The 14,965-nt window shown below is 60.3% G+C and carries 14 protein-coding genes and 2 tRNA genes; 13 read left to right on the forward strand and 3 right to left on the reverse strand.

Features of this window, described 5'->3' with window-relative positions; genetic code table 11:
- Positions 1 to 14 precede the first annotated feature (14 nt).
- Both HWW83_RS20695 and HWW83_RS20700 read left to right on the forward strand, forming a co-directional pair.
- Positions 15 to 91, forward strand: a tRNA-Asp gene (locus tag HWW83_RS20695).
- A 51-nt stretch (positions 92 to 142) separates the two neighbouring features.
- Positions 143 to 218: transfer RNA gene (locus HWW83_RS20700), tRNA-Trp, on the forward strand.
- Between the two features lie 269 nt (positions 219 to 487).
- Here HWW83_RS20700 and hdfR read toward each other — a convergent pair.
- On the reverse strand, positions 488 to 1,315 hold the full coding sequence (hdfR, locus tag HWW83_RS20705; RefSeq protein WP_033645382.1) for an HTH-type transcriptional regulator HdfR: 828 nt from the start codon (positions 1,313 to 1,315) through the stop codon (positions 488 to 490).
- 119 nt (positions 1,316 to 1,434) lie between these two features.
- Between hdfR and HWW83_RS20710 the strand changes: the two genes are divergently transcribed.
- Positions 1,435 to 1,773, forward strand: coding sequence for a MaoP family protein (locus HWW83_RS20710; protein ID WP_004929946.1), 339 nt, complete (start codon positions 1,435 to 1,437; stop codon positions 1,771 to 1,773).
- A gap of 28 nt (positions 1,774 to 1,801) precedes the next feature.
- Here the strand turns inward: HWW83_RS20710 and HWW83_RS20715 are convergent, their stop codons facing one another.
- Entirely contained in the window at positions 1,802 to 3,325 is a 1,524-nt protein-coding gene (locus tag HWW83_RS20715) for a YifB family Mg chelatase-like AAA ATPase (protein WP_089195299.1), read from the reverse strand.
- Positions 3,326 to 3,666: 341 nt separating this feature from the next.
- Here HWW83_RS20715 and HWW83_RS20720 point away from each other — a divergent pair, with 341 nt between their 5' ends.
- The 10 genes from HWW83_RS20720 (at position 3,667) to HWW83_RS20765 (ending at position 14,041) form a co-directional block, all read left to right on the forward strand.
- The gene (locus HWW83_RS20720) at positions 3,667 to 4,899 is read left to right on the forward strand and encodes an MFS transporter (protein ID WP_033645380.1); all 1,233 of its coding nucleotides are present in this window, start codon (positions 3,667 to 3,669) and stop codon (positions 4,897 to 4,899) included.
- 133 nt (positions 4,900 to 5,032) lie between these two features.
- Positions 5,033 to 5,131 carry an ilv operon leader peptide gene (gene ilvL / locus HWW83_RS20725; protein ID WP_013814970.1) on the forward strand — a complete coding sequence of 33 codons (99 nt, stop codon included), beginning with the start codon at positions 5,033 to 5,035 and terminating at the stop codon, positions 5,129 to 5,131.
- 142 nt (positions 5,132 to 5,273) lie between these two features.
- On the forward strand, positions 5,274 to 6,920 hold the full coding sequence (gene ilvG, locus HWW83_RS20730; protein ID WP_176589525.1) for an acetolactate synthase 2 catalytic subunit: 1,647 nt from the start codon (positions 5,274 to 5,276) through the stop codon (positions 6,918 to 6,920).
- Positions 6,917 to 7,174, forward strand: a complete 258-nt coding sequence (gene ilvM, locus HWW83_RS20735) for an acetolactate synthase 2 small subunit (RefSeq protein WP_004929955.1) — start codon at positions 6,917 to 6,919, stop codon at positions 7,172 to 7,174. Before ilvG ends, ilvM begins: the two co-directional genes overlap by 4 nt.
- A gap of 23 nt (positions 7,175 to 7,197) precedes the next feature.
- Complete coding sequence (locus tag HWW83_RS20740) at positions 7,198 to 8,124, forward strand: branched-chain amino acid transaminase (protein WP_033645378.1); 927 nt, start codon at positions 7,198 to 7,200, stop codon at positions 8,122 to 8,124.
- Between the two features lie 107 nt (positions 8,125 to 8,231).
- Positions 8,232 to 10,082 (forward strand): dihydroxy-acid dehydratase, encoded by a 1,851-nt coding sequence (gene ilvD, locus HWW83_RS20745; RefSeq protein ID WP_096242675.1) that lies wholly within the window; start codon positions 8,232 to 8,234, stop codon positions 10,080 to 10,082.
- Positions 10,083 to 10,087: 5 nt separating this feature from the next.
- Positions 10,088 to 11,632, forward strand: coding sequence for a threonine ammonia-lyase, biosynthetic (gene ilvA, locus HWW83_RS20750; RefSeq protein WP_015379394.1), 1,545 nt, complete (start codon positions 10,088 to 10,090; stop codon positions 11,630 to 11,632).
- A gap of 112 nt (positions 11,633 to 11,744) precedes the next feature.
- Entirely contained in the window at positions 11,745 to 12,740 is a 996-nt protein-coding gene (gene ssp4, locus HWW83_RS20755) for an Ssp4 family T6SS effector (protein ID WP_033654501.1), read from the forward strand.
- Positions 12,740 to 13,318 carry an immunity protein Sip4 gene (gene ssi4, locus HWW83_RS20760; protein ID WP_099784568.1) on the forward strand — a complete coding sequence of 193 codons (579 nt, stop codon included), beginning with the start codon at positions 12,740 to 12,742 and terminating at the stop codon, positions 13,316 to 13,318. The genes ssp4 and ssi4 overlap by 1 nt, the downstream gene beginning before the upstream one ends.
- Before the next feature lie 21 nt (positions 13,319 to 13,339).
- Entirely contained in the window at positions 13,340 to 14,041 is a 702-nt protein-coding gene (locus HWW83_RS20765; protein WP_033645375.1) for a DUF2461 domain-containing protein, read from the forward strand.
- 10 nt (positions 14,042 to 14,051) lie between these two features.
- Here the strand turns inward: HWW83_RS20765 and ilvY are convergent, their stop codons facing one another.
- Complete coding sequence (gene ilvY, locus HWW83_RS20770) at positions 14,052 to 14,942, reverse strand: HTH-type transcriptional activator IlvY (RefSeq protein WP_004929971.1); 891 nt, start codon at positions 14,940 to 14,942, stop codon at positions 14,052 to 14,054.
- Between the last annotated feature and the right edge of the window lie 23 nt (positions 14,943 to 14,965).

A 14,965-nucleotide genomic window follows, 5' to 3' on the forward strand; every position in this document is an offset into this window, starting at 1 on the left:
GTAAAAGAATCGGTGGAGCGGTAGTTCAGTTGGTTAGAATACCTGCCTGTCACGCAGGGGGTCGCGGGTTCGAGCCCCGTCCGTTCCGCCACTTATTTAATTGTGCCTGCTTTTTTAGCAGGCATAATGTTAAGCGAGATTTAGGGGCGTAGCTCAGTTGGTAGAGCACCGGTCTCCAAAACCGGGTGTCGCGAGTTCGAGTCTCTCCGCCCCTGCCATATTAAGAACCCTTTGCGAAAGCAAAGGGTTTTTTTTTACCTACTATCCCTTCCCTTGGAGCATTCCCGCTTTGGAAAAGAGCGCATTGGCTGCTCTATGCTGATGTCTATCTGATCCGAGTTGCCTTATGATCTTTCGATCTTTACCCCCGCAGACCTCCTGATTCTCCTACCGTTTTGCATTTTCTTCTCTCAGAAGCCGATGGGCGGTTTTTGGCATGATAGACAGCCATGACCACGGCGGCGGCTTTTAAGGCCGCCATAGCGCTTTAGGCTGCGGTATTTAAAGGTATTTTAAGTAATTGCCGAATCAAAGGCTGTTGATCGCTGTTTTGCAACCAGACGGCATACAGTGGGCGGACAATCGGCGGGATCTCGGCGGCGGCAAGCAACTGCGGATACTCTTTTTCCCACTGGCTGGGCAGGAAAGCGCATCCGCCTGTGGTTTCCAGCAACTGACGCGTCAGGTGTGCCGAGGTGGTCGTGAGTACCGGCACGTTATCACCTTCCAACATGCGGTTTTCCTGTTGGTGGAAGTCGGCCCCCCATTCCAGCTTGATGTACGGCATGGGGGATTGCTTGTCACGACGCGCGGATGAGAACAGGCGTAATGAGAAATTGCCCAGCTGCTGGCTGGCCAGTTCGTCCATCTTTGGCGGCTCAGTGGTGATCAGTAAATCGAGCTGCCTTTCATGCAGTTGCTTTACCAAAGAGTGCCTTAAGGCCACCCTGGCTTCGAGCTGCAGCGCCTCTCTTTGTTGATAGAGAGATTGCAACCAGGGGGTCAAATAAGCCTCCCACAACGAGGCAGTGGCGCCGATCGACAGCTCGGTATGTTGCAGTGAACGCACGACCTCTTTCTTCGCCAACTGCCAGGTGTTCATCAGGCTTTCGGCATAGGGCAGAAGCCGCTCGCCGGCAGGCGTCAGGCGGATGTTATTGCGATGACGGGTAAATAAATTTGCGCCCAACTGGTTTTCTAACTGACGGATGCGGAAACTGACCGCGGACTGCGTTAAGTACAAAGATTCTGCGGCTCTGCCAAAGTGACGCGTTCTACTGACCTCCAAAAAGGTTTTCAGTAATTCGGTATCCACACCTATCTCCAAAAAAATTTGTCGTTAAGATTTAAATGTTTTGTTTTACACGCTGTCAAGCCTATCTAATACTCCGCGCCATAAACAGCACGGCCATAAGAGAATTAGGAGCGTGTCAGATGGCGGATAGCTTCACCACGACCAATCGTTTTTTTGATAATAAACATTACCCTCGCGGGTTCTCCCGTCACGGCGATTTCACCATTAAAGAGGCGCAATTGCTAGAGCGCTTCGGCTACGCGTTTAACGAGCTGGACTCGGGCAAACGCCAGCCGGCCACTGAAGAAGAACAGCTGTTCGTCGCAGTGTGCCGCGGTGAGCGCGAAGCGGCTACCGAGCAGGAAAAAGTATGGGCTAAATATCTGGCGCGCACACGTCGCCCGAAGAAATTCCATACGCTGTCCGGCGGTAAGCCGCAGGCTGACGCAGTAGAAGATTACAGCGACAGCGAAGACTAAAGACGATGGGGCCTTCGGGCCCCATTTTCTATTCCAGACTACGATGCAGTTGTAACAGCAGACGGTCCATACTGCGATAGCTCAGCGCTTCGCTGAGGTGGCGCCTGCCGATCTCGGCATCCCCCGCCAAATCCGCCAGCGTGCGCGCCACTTTCAAGATGCGCTGCCAGGCGCGGACCGATAACCCCAACGCGTTTAATGTCGCTTCCAAAAACTCGGCGTCTGCCGCCTGCAACACGCAATCCCGTTCCACTTCACGGTTGGTTAACAGCGCGTTGATTTTACCGGCGCGTTCGAGCTGCCGGGTGCGTGCCTGTCGCACTCTTTCCCGCACCTGCTCGCTGCTTTCTCCCTGAGTTTGCCGCTTACTGAGCGTACCTGGAGGTAACAGCGGCACTTCGATAGACAGATCGAAACGATCGAGAAAAGGCCCTGACAGCCGGGCCAGGTAGCGCAGCACCTGCTGCGGCGAGGCGCGATTATGCATACCCTGGTAATGCCCGGTTGGGCTGGGATTCATCGCCGCGATCAATTGCACCTTGGCCGGGAAGCAGACCTTGGCGTTGGCACGTGAAATCACGATCTCGCCGGATTCCAGCGGTTCACGCAGCGCATCCAGCACCTTACGCTCGAATTCCGGCAGCTCATCCAGAAACAGCACGCCGTTATGCGCCATAGATATCTCACCCGGGCGCGGCAGTGAGCCGCCGCCGACCAACGCCGCCATCGATGCGCTGTGATGCGGTGCGCGAAATGGCCTCTGGCGCCATGGCAAAGCGGTGAGAACAGGATGCTGCAAGCTGGCGACCGCCAGGCTTTCCAGCGCCTCAGGTTCCGTCAGCGGCGGCAGTAAGCCCGTCAGTCGGCTGGCCAGCATGGTTTTACCGGTGCCCGGCGGCCCAATCAGCAGCAGGTTATGCCCGCCGGCGGCGGCGATCTCTAATGCCCGCTTGGCCTGCTCTTGGCCGATGATGTCGCGCAGATCGGCGTTTTCATGCGGGTTGTCTGCCGCGGGAGGCGTGATGGCTACCGGCAGCTCGCCCTGACCGAGCAAAAAGGCACAGACCTCCAACAGGTGTTGGGCTGTATGGGATTGTGACTGCGCAATCAGGCCGACCTCGGCGGCGTTGTCCGTCGAGAGGACCAATTGTCGCCCGGCGTCAGCCGCCGCCAGCGCCGCCGGGATGGCGCCTCTGACCGCGCGCAGCGCGCCGGACAGCGCCAGTTCGCCAAGAAACTCGTAGCGTGCCAACGGGGCGAGGGGCAGTTGCTCGGAGGCGGCGAGGATCGCCAGCGCAATCGGCAGATCGTAGCGCCCGCCTTCTTTCGGCAGATCGGCCGGTGCCAAATTGACGGTGATGCGGCGGGCGGGAAAGGTGAAACCGTTGTTGATCAGGGCGCTGCGCACCCGATCGCGCGCCTCTTTTACCGTGGTTTCCGGCAGGCCAACCAGCGTCAGGCCGGGCAGGCCATTGCTGATATGCACCTCTACCGTTACGGAAGGGGCCTGAACGCCGATGATGGCGCGGCTATAGATTACCGCCAGTGACATATCGCTCTCCTTGCTGAGGGTGGCATGATGCGCGATTTATCCAGGTGCCGCGCGGCGTTCTTGGCATTTTTTCCATGAAACTCGCAGCATAATCACTGATTTTCATCGAATTGAAAAAGATTGTGCGAACCGCCTCGCAGCCTGTGGCAATACCCATTAACAATTCGCTGAAGCCTGCAACACATTAGCGGCCTGTACGCATTGCAGCCATAGGCTTGATGGGTGTATTTAACAATTGATTAAAAGAAAAATCACTTCTTTAACACACTCCGACCGCCGCGGCAGTCTGCCCGGCAGCCGCTAAATCTCCTGACTTCGTACTCTACGGTAGGGATAACACTATGTTTGGTTGGACCCCGCTGCAACGCAATGCGGCAATCGCCAGTTTTTCAAGCTGGACGCTCGACGCTTTCGATTTTTTCGTACTGGTATTCTTACTCAGCGACATCGCACAATCCTTTCACGTCGGCCTGGAACAGGTCACGTTGGCGATTCTGCTCACGCTGGCGGTGCGGCCGATCGGCGCGCTGATCTTCGGGCGCGCTGCGGAAAAATATGGCCGCAAACCGATCCTGATGCTGAATATCGTCTTCTTCTCGGTGTTTGAGCTGCTCTCCGCCGCCGCGCCCTCGCTGACGGTCTTCTTGCTGTTACGAGTGTTGTACGGCGTTGCGATGGGCGGTATCTGGGGCGTGGCTTCATCATTGGCGATGGAAACCATACCGGACCGCTCGCGCGGCTTGATGTCGGGCATTTTCCAGGCCGGCTATCCGTTCGGTTATCTGCTGGCGGCGGTGGTGTACGGCCTGCTGTTCGAAACGGTCGGCTGGCGCGGCATGTTCGTCATCGGCGCGGCGCCGATCCTGCTGCTGCCGTTTATTTATTATTGCGTGCAGGAGTCGCCGGTGTGGCTGGCGGCGCGTGAACGTAAAGAAAGCAGCGCCTTGCTGCCGGTGTTGAAGAGCCACTGGAAGCTGTGCTGCTATCTGGTGCTGCTGATGGCGGCGTTCAATTTCTTCTCTCACGGCACGCAGGATCTGTATCCGGTATTTCTGAAAGTTCAGCACGGTTTCGATCCGAAAACCGTCAGTATCATCGCCATTAGCTACAATATCGCGTCAATTATCGGCGGCGTTTTCTTCGGTTCGTTATCGGAAAAAATCGGCCGCAAAAAAGCGATTATCATCGCCGCATTGTTGGCGTTACCGGTGATCCCGCTGTGGGCGTTTTCCAGCGGTTCGCTGATGCTCGGGATCGGCGCTTTCCTGATGCAATTCATGGTGCAGGGCGCCTGGGGCGTGGTGCCGACCTACCTGACCGAGCTGGTGCCGGCCAACACCCGCGCGGTGCTGCCGGGGTTCGTGTATCAGCTGGGCAACCTGATCGCTTCGGTCAACGCCACGCTGCAAGCCACCCTGGCCGAGCATCATGGGCATAATTACGGCCTGGCGATGGCCATGGTTGCCGGGACGGTGGCAGTGGCCATCGCTCTGTTGGTGTTCTTCGGCAAGGATACGCGCGGCAAGGCCATCACCGGCGCGGTGAAAAATCCAGGTATGCGCGCCAACGTGTGAAATCCGGGCGATTCGCGTGAGGTATGACCAGATTGCGCCGAATAATAACGCAAAAAAAGTGTTGTCATGTCGCGCGCGGCTGTGGTACCTCTGTAAGCATTAGTTCTGAATGAGCACAGTGAACAAACCCATTATGAAAGCCTTTGCCCAAGTGATTAGCCTAGTCGTGATTAGCGTGGTGGTGATTATTATCCCACCGTGCGGGGCTGCACTTGGACGAAGAAAGGCTTAGCAAACAAGCCGGAATCGCAAGAGAACCCCCGCACCGTCAGGTCCGGGGGTTTTTTATTGGCAAGAGAAAAGTGGAGCAAGGGGCAGAGCATGAAAAACAGAACAAAATCCTGCGATTGTCGAAGTAAGGCGGGGAAATAACTATGAATGGCGCTCAGTGGGTAGTTCAAGCGTTGCGTGCGCAGGGTGTGGATACCGTATTCGGCTATCCGGGCGGGGCAATCATGCCGGTGTACGATGCGCTGTACGACGGCGGCGTGGAACACCTGCTGTGCCGCCATGAACAGGGCGCCGCCATGGCCGCCATCGGTTACGCCCGCGCCACCGGCAAAGTCGGTGTCTGTATCGCCACTTCCGGTCCCGGCGCCACCAACCTGATCACCGGGCTGGCGGATGCGCTGCTCGATTCCGTTCCCGTTGTCGCCATCACCGGTCAGGTGGGGTCCGCGCTGATCGGCACCGATGCCTTTCAGGAGATCGATGTTCTCGGCCTGTCTCTGGCCTGCACCAAGCACAGCTTCCTGGTGGAATCGCTGGATGCCTTGCCGGGCATCATGGCGGAAGCTTTCGCCATCGCCGCCGGCGGCCGTCCTGGCCCGGTGCTGATCGATATCCCGAAAGACATCCAGCTGGCGCAAGGCGACCTGCATCCGCATTTGATGCCGGTCGATGAAGCGCCGGCGTTACCGACGGCGGCGTTGGCTGAGGCGGCTGAGCTGCTGGCGCAGGCGCATAAACCGATGCTGTACGTTGGCGGCGGCGTGGGCATGGCGCAGGCGGTGCCGGCGCTGCGAGAGTTCATCGCCGTGACCCGCATGCCGAACGTCGCCACCCTGAAGGGGCTGGGCGCGCCGGATGCGCAAGATCCGCTGTACCTTGGCATGTTGGGCATGCACGGCACCAAGGCCGCTAACCTGGCGGTGCAGGAGTGCGATCTGCTGATCGCCGTCGGCGCGCGTTTCGATGACCGCGTGACCGGCAAGCTGAATGCCTTCGCGCCGCACGCCAAAGTGATCCACATGGATATCGACCCGGCGGAGATGAGCAAGCTGCGCCAGGCGCATGTGGCCCTGCAGGGCGATCTGAAAGCGTTGCTGCCGGCGTTGCAGCGCCCGCTGAACATCGCCGCCTGGCGGCAACGGGTGACGGCGCTGAAAGCCGATCACGCCTGCCGCTACGATCATCCCGGCCAGCCGATTTACGCGCCGCTGTTCTTGCGCCAGCTGTCCGCCCGCAAGCCGGCCAACAGCGTGGTGACCACCGACGTCGGCCAGCACCAGATGTGGAGCGCGCAGCACATGACGTTCGAGCGCCCGGAGAATTTCATCACCTCCAGTGGCCTCGGCACCATGGGGTTCGGCGTGCCGGCGGCGGTCGGGGCCCAGATCGCGCGTCCGCAAGATACGGTGATCTGTGTCTCGGGCGATGGCTCCTTCATGATGAACGTGCAAGAACTGGGCACCATTAAGCGCAAACAGCTGCCGCTGAAGATCGTGCTGCTGGACAACCAGCGCCTCGGAATGGTGCGCCAATGGCAGCAGCTGTTCTTCGACGGCCGCTACAGCGAAACCAACCTGTCCGATAACCCCGACTTCCTGATGCTGGCCGCCGCCTTCGGCATTCCCGGCCAGCGCATCAGCCGCAAGGATCAGGTGGAGTGCGCGCTCGAGGCGCTGTTCAACACCGAAGGCCCTTATCTGCTGCAGGTCTCTATCGACGAACTCGAAAACGTCTGGCCGCTGGTGCCGCCGGGCGCCGGCAACGAAACCATGTTGGAGGAAATATCATGATGCAGCATCAACTCTCGATCCAGGCGCGTTTTCGCCCCGAAATGTTAGAGCGCGTATTGCGGGTCGTGCGTCATCGCGGCTTTCAGGTTTGTGCTATGAATATGGTTTCCCCGGCCAACGCCGACAGCATCAATATCGAATTGACCGTTGCCAGCCCGCGTCCGGTCGCCCTGTTGTCATCTCAATTAAGCAAACTGATGGACGTCTCCTGCGTCGAGATCCAGCAGCCAACATCACAACAAATACGCGCCTGAGGCGCCGAGAAGGATAAATAACAATGACAAAGAAAGCCGATTACATTTGGTTCAATGGTGAGATGGTTCCTTGGGCCGAGGCCAAAGTGCACGTGATGTCGCACGCGTTGCATTACGGCACGTCGGTGTTTGAAGGCGTACGCTGCTATGACTCGCACTTGGGGCCGGTGGTATTCCGTCATCGCGAGCATATGCAGCGCCTGCACGATTCGGCGAAAATCTACCGCATGCCGGTGTCGCAAAGCGTCGACGAGCTGATGGAAGCCTGCCGCGCTACGCTGCGCAAGAACAACCTGGTCAGCGCGTACATTCGTCCGCTGGTGTTCGTCGGCGATGTCGGCATGGGCGTCAACCCGCCGGCCGGTTATAAAACGGACGTGATTATCGCGGCGTTTCCTTGGGGCGCTTATTTGGGTGAAGAAGCGCTGGATCAAGGCATCGATGCGATGGTCTCCTCCTGGCACCGCGTCGCACCAAACACGATCCCCACTGCGGCCAAGGCCGGCGGCAACTATCTTTCCTCCCTGCTGGTGGGCAGCGAAGCGCGCCGCCACGGCTATCAGGAAGGCATCGCGCTCGACGTGCACGGCTACATTTCCGAAGGGGCGGGCGAGAACCTGTTTGAAGTGAAAGACGGCGTGCTCTATACCCCGCCGTTCACCTCGTCGGCGCTGCCGGGCATCACCCGCGACGCGATCATTAAGCTGGCGAAAGACATGGGCTTCGACGTGCGCGAGCAGGTGCTGTCGCGCGAATCGCTGTACCTGGCCGACGAAGTGTTCATGTCCGGCACCGCGGCGGAAATCACGCCGGTGCGCAGCGTGGACGGCATTCAGGTCGGCATCGGCAAATGCGGCCCGGTGACCAAACAGATCCAACAGGCGTTCTTCGGCCTGTTCAGCGGCAAGACCGAAGACAAATACGGGTGGCTGGATCCGGTAAACCCGTAACGACAAGGCTCGCCGCGCAGCGTGGCGGACGACAAGACAGACAAGATAAGAAATATCCAGGCGGTTCGTTCGCCGCCTGCCATAAATACATTTGGAGTGAAAAGAGCATGCCTAAGTACCGTTCCGCCACCACCACCCACGGCCGCAATATGGCGGGTGCCCGCGCATTGTGGCGCGCGACCGGGATGACCGACGCCGATTTCGGCAAGCCGATCATCGCCGTGGTCAACTCCTTTACCCAGTTCGTGCCGGGCCACGTGCATCTGCGTGATCTGGGCAAACTGGTCGCCGAACAGATCGAAGCTTCAGGCGGCGTGGCCAAAGAGTTCAACACCATCGCGGTGGATGACGGCATCGCCATGGGCCACGGCGGCATGCTCTATTCCCTGCCGTCGCGCGAGCTGATCGCCGACTCGGTCGAATACATGGTGAACGCCCACTGCGCCGACGCGATGGTGTGCATCTCCAACTGCGACAAAATCACCCCGGGCATGCTGATGGCGGCGTTGCGCCTGAACATTCCGGTGATCTTCGTTTCCGGCGGCCCGATGGAAGCCGGCAAAACCAAACTCTCCAACCAGATCATCAAGCTGGATCTGGTGGACGCGATGATCCAGGGCGCGAACCCGAACGTCAGCGACGCCGACAGCGAGCAGATCGAGCGTTCCGCCTGCCCGACCTGCGGCTCTTGCTCCGGCATGTTCACCGCCAACTCGATGAACTGCCTGACCGAAGCGCTGGGCCTGTCGCAGCCGGGCAACGGTTCGCTGCTGGCCACCCACGCCGATCGTAAGGAACTGTTCCTCAACGCCGGCAAGCGCATCGTCGAGCTGACCAAACGTTATTACGAGCAGGATGACGAAAGCGCGCTGCCGCGCAATATCGCCAACAAGGCGGCGTTCGAAAACGCCATGACGCTGGATATCGCCATGGGCGGTTCGACCAACACCGTGCTGCACCTGCTGGCTTCGGCGCAGGAAGGCGAGGTGGACTTCACCATGGAAGACATCGATCGCCTGTCGCGCAAAGTGCCGCACCTGTGCAAGGTGGCGCCGAGCACGCAGAAATATCACATGGAAGACGTGCACCGCGCCGGTGGCGTGATCGGTATCCTCGGCGAGCTGGATCGCGCCGGCTTGCTGAACCGCGAGGTGAACAACGTGCTGGGGCTGACCCTGCCGCAGACGCTGGAAGCCTACGACGTGATGCTGACCCGCGACGAAAGCGTCAAGAAAATGTACTCCGCCGGGCCGGCCGGTATCCGCACCACGCAGGCATTCTCTCAGGACTGCCGTTGGGATTCGCTGGACACCGACCGCAAGGAAGGCTGCATCCGCACCCGTGAGCACGCCTACAGTCAGGACGGCGGATTGGCGGTGCTGTACGGCAACCTGGCGGAAAACGGCTGCATCGTCAAAACCGCCGGCGTGGATAAAGAAATCCTCACCTTCCGCGGCCCGGCCAAAGTGTATGAAAGCCAGGATGACGCGGTAGAAGCGATCCTCGGCGGCAAAGTGGTGGCGGGCGACGTGGTCGTTATCCGTTACGAAGGGCCGAAAGGCGGGCCGGGCATGCAGGAAATGCTTTATCCAACCACTTACCTGAAATCGATGGGGCTGGGCAAGGCGTGCGCGCTGATCACCGACGGGCGTTTCTCCGGCGGCACCTCCGGGTTGTCCATCGGCCACGCTTCGCCGGAAGCGGCCAGCGGCGGCCTGATCGCCCTGGTGCAGGACGGTGACATGATCGCAATCGACATTCCTCATCGCGGCATCCAGCTGGACGTCAGCGAGAAGGAGCTGGCGGCGCGGCATGAGGCGGAACTGGCGCGCGGCGACGCGGCCTGGACGCCGAAAAATCGTGAACGTCAGGTGTCCTTCGCGCTGCGCGCCTACGCCTCGTTGGCCACCAGCGCCGACAAAGGCGCGGTGCGCGACAAGAGCAAACTGGGGGGATAAGCAGCATGGCGGTCTCTCAACCCCTACCCAGCGCCCCCTGCGGCGCGGAATATCTGCGAGCGGTACTGCGCTCGCCGGTTTACGAGGTGGCGCAAGTCACCCCGTTGCAGGCCATGAGCAAAATCTCTTCGCGCCTCGGCAACACCATTTTGGTGAAGCGCGAAGATCGCCAGCCGGTGCACAGCTTCAAGCTGCGCGGGGCCTATGCGATGATCGCCGGGCTGGACGAAGAGCAGAAGGCGCGCGGCGTCGTGACGGCTTCGGCCGGCAACCACGCGCAGGGCGTCGCCTTCTCCGGTAAACGGCTGGGCATCAAAACGCTGATCGTGATGCCGGTGTCCACCGCGGACATCAAGGTGGATGCGGTGCGCGGCTTCGGCGGCGAAGTGTTGCTGCACGGCGCCAATTTCGACGAGGCAAAAGCGAAGGCGATCGAGCTTTCCCAACAGCAGGGCATGACCTTTGTGCCGCCGTTCGATCACCCGACGGTGATCGCCGGGCAGGGCACGCTGGCGATGGAGCTGCTGCAGCAAGACGCGCATCTGGATCGGGTTTTCGTGCCGGTCGGCGGCGGCGGCCTGGCCGCCGGGGTGGCGGTGCTGATCAAACAGCTGATGCCGCAGATCAAAGTGATCGGCGTCGAAGCGGAAGACTCCGCCTGCCTGCGCGCGGCGCTGGATGCCGGCCATCCGGTGGATCTGGCGCGCGTCGGGCTGTTCGCCGAAGGCGTGGCGGTGAAGCGCATCGGCGACGAAACCTTCCGCCTGTGCCGTGAGTATCTGGACGACGTGATCACCGTGGACAGCGACGCCATCTGCGCGGCGGTCAAAGATCTGTTCGAGGACGTGCGCGCCATTGCCGAACCTTCCGGCGCGCTGGCTTTGGCGGGGCTGAAAAAGTACGTCCAGCAGCACAACATTCAGGGTGAGCGTCTCGCGCACGTGCTGTCCGGCGCCAATCTCAACTTCCACGGGCTGCGCTATGTTTCCGAGCGTTGCGAACTGGGCGAACAGCGCGAAGCGCTGCTGGCGGTGACCATTCCGGAACAGCAGGGCAGCTTCCTCAAGTTCTGCCAACTGCTGGGCGGGCGCTCGGTGACCGAATTCAACTACCGCTACGCCGATGCCGACAACGCCTGCATTTTCGTCGGCGTGCGGCTGACGCGCGGCCACGCCGAACGGCGGGAGATCATCGACGAACTCAACGCCGACGGTTATCAGGTGGTGGATCTGTCGGACGACGAGATGGCTAAACTGCACGTGCGCTACATGGTGGGCGGGCGTCCGTCGAAGCCGCTGCGCGAACGGCTGTACAGCTTTGAGTTTCCGGAGTCGCCGGGCGCGCTGCTGAAGTTCCTGCAGACGCTGGGCACGCACTGGAACATCTCGCTGTTCCACTATCGCAGCCACGGCACCGACTTCGGCCGGGTGCTGGCGGCCTTCGAACTGGCGCAAAGCGAGCCGGAATTCGAGCGGCACCTGCAGGCGCTGGGCTACGATTGCCACGACGAAACCGACAACCCGGCGTTCCGCTTCTTTTTGCAGGGGTGAGTCGGATTGATAAGTAACCGTGACGCATTAGTCAGTTTATGGGTTGCGCGGTTGTGATTTTGTCGTGCATTTTTATACTGCCAAGACTTCTGACGTATAGGGATGCACGACAATGAAAACTGCTTTTTCTACGCCGTTCGGTTCTCCCGAAGACGATTTGACCAACGCCGAGTTTGCCCGCCTGTTGGGCAATACCGGCGTACAAGAATTCTATCGCGATATTAATCTGCAAGCCCTGCAGGACTCTCTGGACTGCAGCCTCGCCTTTCATGGCGTGGGGATTATTTTTTCCGACGGGCAAAACTCATTTTTAGTTCGTCCGACGCAGCACACCGGTTATTCGAACGCTTCGCAGGTCACTCATGTGGTCATCAGCAAAACGGTGGCTCATACTTCGCGCGTTGCCGCAACCAATACGCTGTCGGAAGCGCTGAGCAAACCCAGCGTCAGCAAAGAGTTGGCCTCGGCCGCGCTGTCGTGCGGAACGCTGCTGGTATCGGTATTTTTACTGGCGTCGGGCAGCGTCGCCGTGCCGTTTACCGGCGGCACCAGCTCAGCGGTGGCTTATCTGGGCTATGCCGGCATGGCCGCCAGCGCGCTGCAGTGCGGCAATGGGCTGTACCGCGTCAACAAGCTTTATGACGGGAAAGGGGATGAATTGGCTCAGCTCGATTCAGAGCAGTGGTATATCGCCACCAGTACCGTGCTCGATGTGATCTCGCTGGCCAGCGCCGGGGCCGCCCTGAAGGAAGCGACGATGACCTATCGCGCCATGCGCCGCATTTCGGCGCGCAAGGCGACGGAATGGCTGAAAAGCATGCCCCGCAGCGAAAGGAAGCGGCTGACCGAAAACATCATTCGGGCGGAAAACCCGGGGATTTCCAATAACGTCTTGAAAGAGATGGTGAAGAACGGTTTATACCCGAAGCGCTATCCGACGGAAGCGATCCAAAACGGGTTGCGTCAGCAATTGCATTCGGCGCTCAATAACTCATTGACGTTCGTGGGCAGCGGCATCAGCGGCACCCTGTCTGCACCGGTGAATGTGAAAACCACCGGGCAGTATTTTGTGGGCATTATGCAGAAATTGCCGCAGATGGTGAGGTAATGGCGGACTGGATGATTAAACGCCTGATCGTGCAGGGCCGGGAGATGGAAAGCCAAATCGCGGCGCGCGATCGTGCGCTTTTCGCCGGCGTGGATGCGCAGCTCGAGCAGCATTTCATGACGCCGGGCCAGCGGCTGTCACCGCCGGGCGTCGGCAACGTCATGCTGCTGATGGTGTGCCTGATGCTGGGCCTGGCGGGCGTGATGGGTCTGGTCACGGATGTGGCGGCCGCCTGGAGCGGCAAGACCTCCGCCGCCGTGTTGATGGGCAGCGGCGCGATCGTGGCGGTGTGGATGACGCTGATCCTGTTCCAACTGGTGCAGGGTAAAAACAGCGGGGTGGTATTGCTGCAATATTACCTTGGCATGCTCGGTCTGTGTTGCCTCGGCGCCGCGGCGGCGTGGGCGGCGGGCATGACCGGCATCGCCACCGGCGCCCTGCTGCTGGGGGGCGCGGTTGGCGGGGCGCTGTTCAGCAACCGGGCGGCGTTCTACCTGTATGTCGCCTATTTCCGCACGCGTCGGCGCGTGTTTATCAAACGCCGTTGGCAGAGGGAAGATCTGCGCAATACCCGATAAACCGTCAGAACGGAAAAACTTATGACGCAACCTTTCTCCGGCTTTAGCCAGCAGGGCCTGAATTTCCTGCAGCAGGTGCGGATCGAGAACGATAAGGCGTGGTTCGACGGCAACCGCGACATCTACGATCGCGAGCTGCTGGCGCCGTTTCGCGCGCTGGTGGAGCAGCTTGCTCCCGGCATGCTGGCGATCGATCCGCAGTTCGAGACCCGCCCGGCGATCGGCAAAACGCTGTCGCGCATTCATCGCGATACGCGGTTTTCTCACGACAAGTCGCGCTACCGCAGCCGCATGTGGCTCACGTTCAAGCGCCCGAGCAAAGACTGGAAAGATGCGCCGGTCTACTTTTTCGAACTGGGGCCGGACATGCTGCGCTATGGGCTCGGTTACTACAGCGCCAACAAGCCGACCATGGATCTGTTCCGCCATACGCTGAAACAGCGGCCGCAGCTTTTCCTGGAGGTGGCCGCCTGTTGCCGGCCGCCGTTCGAGCTGGTGGGCGAGAGCTACAAGCGTCCGCTGGTCAAGGAGCAGGCGGCGGAGATCGCCACCTGGTACAACCGCAAATCGTTCGCGGTGATGGTGACGGACAGCGAAGTGGAAAAGCTGTTCAACGCCGATCTGGCGCCGCTGCTGGCCGGGGCATTTTTGCAGCTTGAGCCGCTCTATCACTGGCTGATGCAGGTGGAGGCGATGAAGCAGGTCGATCCGGCCGACCTGTAAAAACCCCGCGTCAGCGGGGATGCAGCAATCGCCAAAAGGCGTCGATCAGCGGATCGCTGAGGCGTTTTTTCTGGACGCAGACCCCCAACTCGAACGGTTCGACCATCGAGATGTTATCCAACTGCGAGATGCGGTTGCGCACCGGTTCCGGGCTGTTGTCCACCACTACGCTCGGGATCAGCGCGATGCCGCAGCCCAGGGCCACCATCGACACGATGGCTTCGTGGCCGCCGACGGTGGCGTAAATCAGCGGATTGCTGATGCGGTGACGGCGGAACCACAGTTCGATGCGTTTTCGCGAAGGGCCGTGCTCCGGCAAGATGAAGGGGATCTCGGCCCAGTCGGGCTTGTCGGCGAACGCCTGGCTGCGCACCGCGCAGGGCAGCGCCGGCGCGATCAGCACCAGCGGAATTTCGCCGATTTTGGTGAACGCCACGCTGGCGGGCAGCGTTTCCGGCCGGCCGGCGATGCCGAGATCGGCCTCGTTGGACTGCACCTTGTCGACCGCGTCGGCGGCGTCGCCGGTGGTCAGCTTGATCTCTACCAGCGGGTGCTGTGCGCGGAAGCGATCGAGGATCGGCGGCAGGTGGCTGTACGCGGCAGTCACCGAGCAGAACAGCCGCAGTTCGCCGCTCAGCGAAGGGCCGTGCTGGCCGAGCGAGTGCTTGAGCTGCTGATATTGCAGCAGCGTTTGCTGGGCGAATTCTTTCAGCTGTTCGCCGGCGTCGGTGAGCTGCACGGTGCGGTTATCGCGCAGGAACAGCGGCTGCCCGAGGATCTCTTCCAGCCGCTGGATCTGGCGGGAGAGCGTCGACGGGCTGACGTGCATCGCCTTGGCGGTGCGCCCGAAGTGATGGCTTTCGGCCAGATGCAGGAACAGCTTTAAATCACGTAAATCCATATCGATACGCTCGCAGTGAGAGT

It is taken from the genome of Serratia ureilytica, from assembly GCF_013375155.1.
Taxonomy (GTDB): Bacteria; Pseudomonadota; Gammaproteobacteria; order Enterobacterales; family Enterobacteriaceae; genus Serratia; species Serratia ureilytica.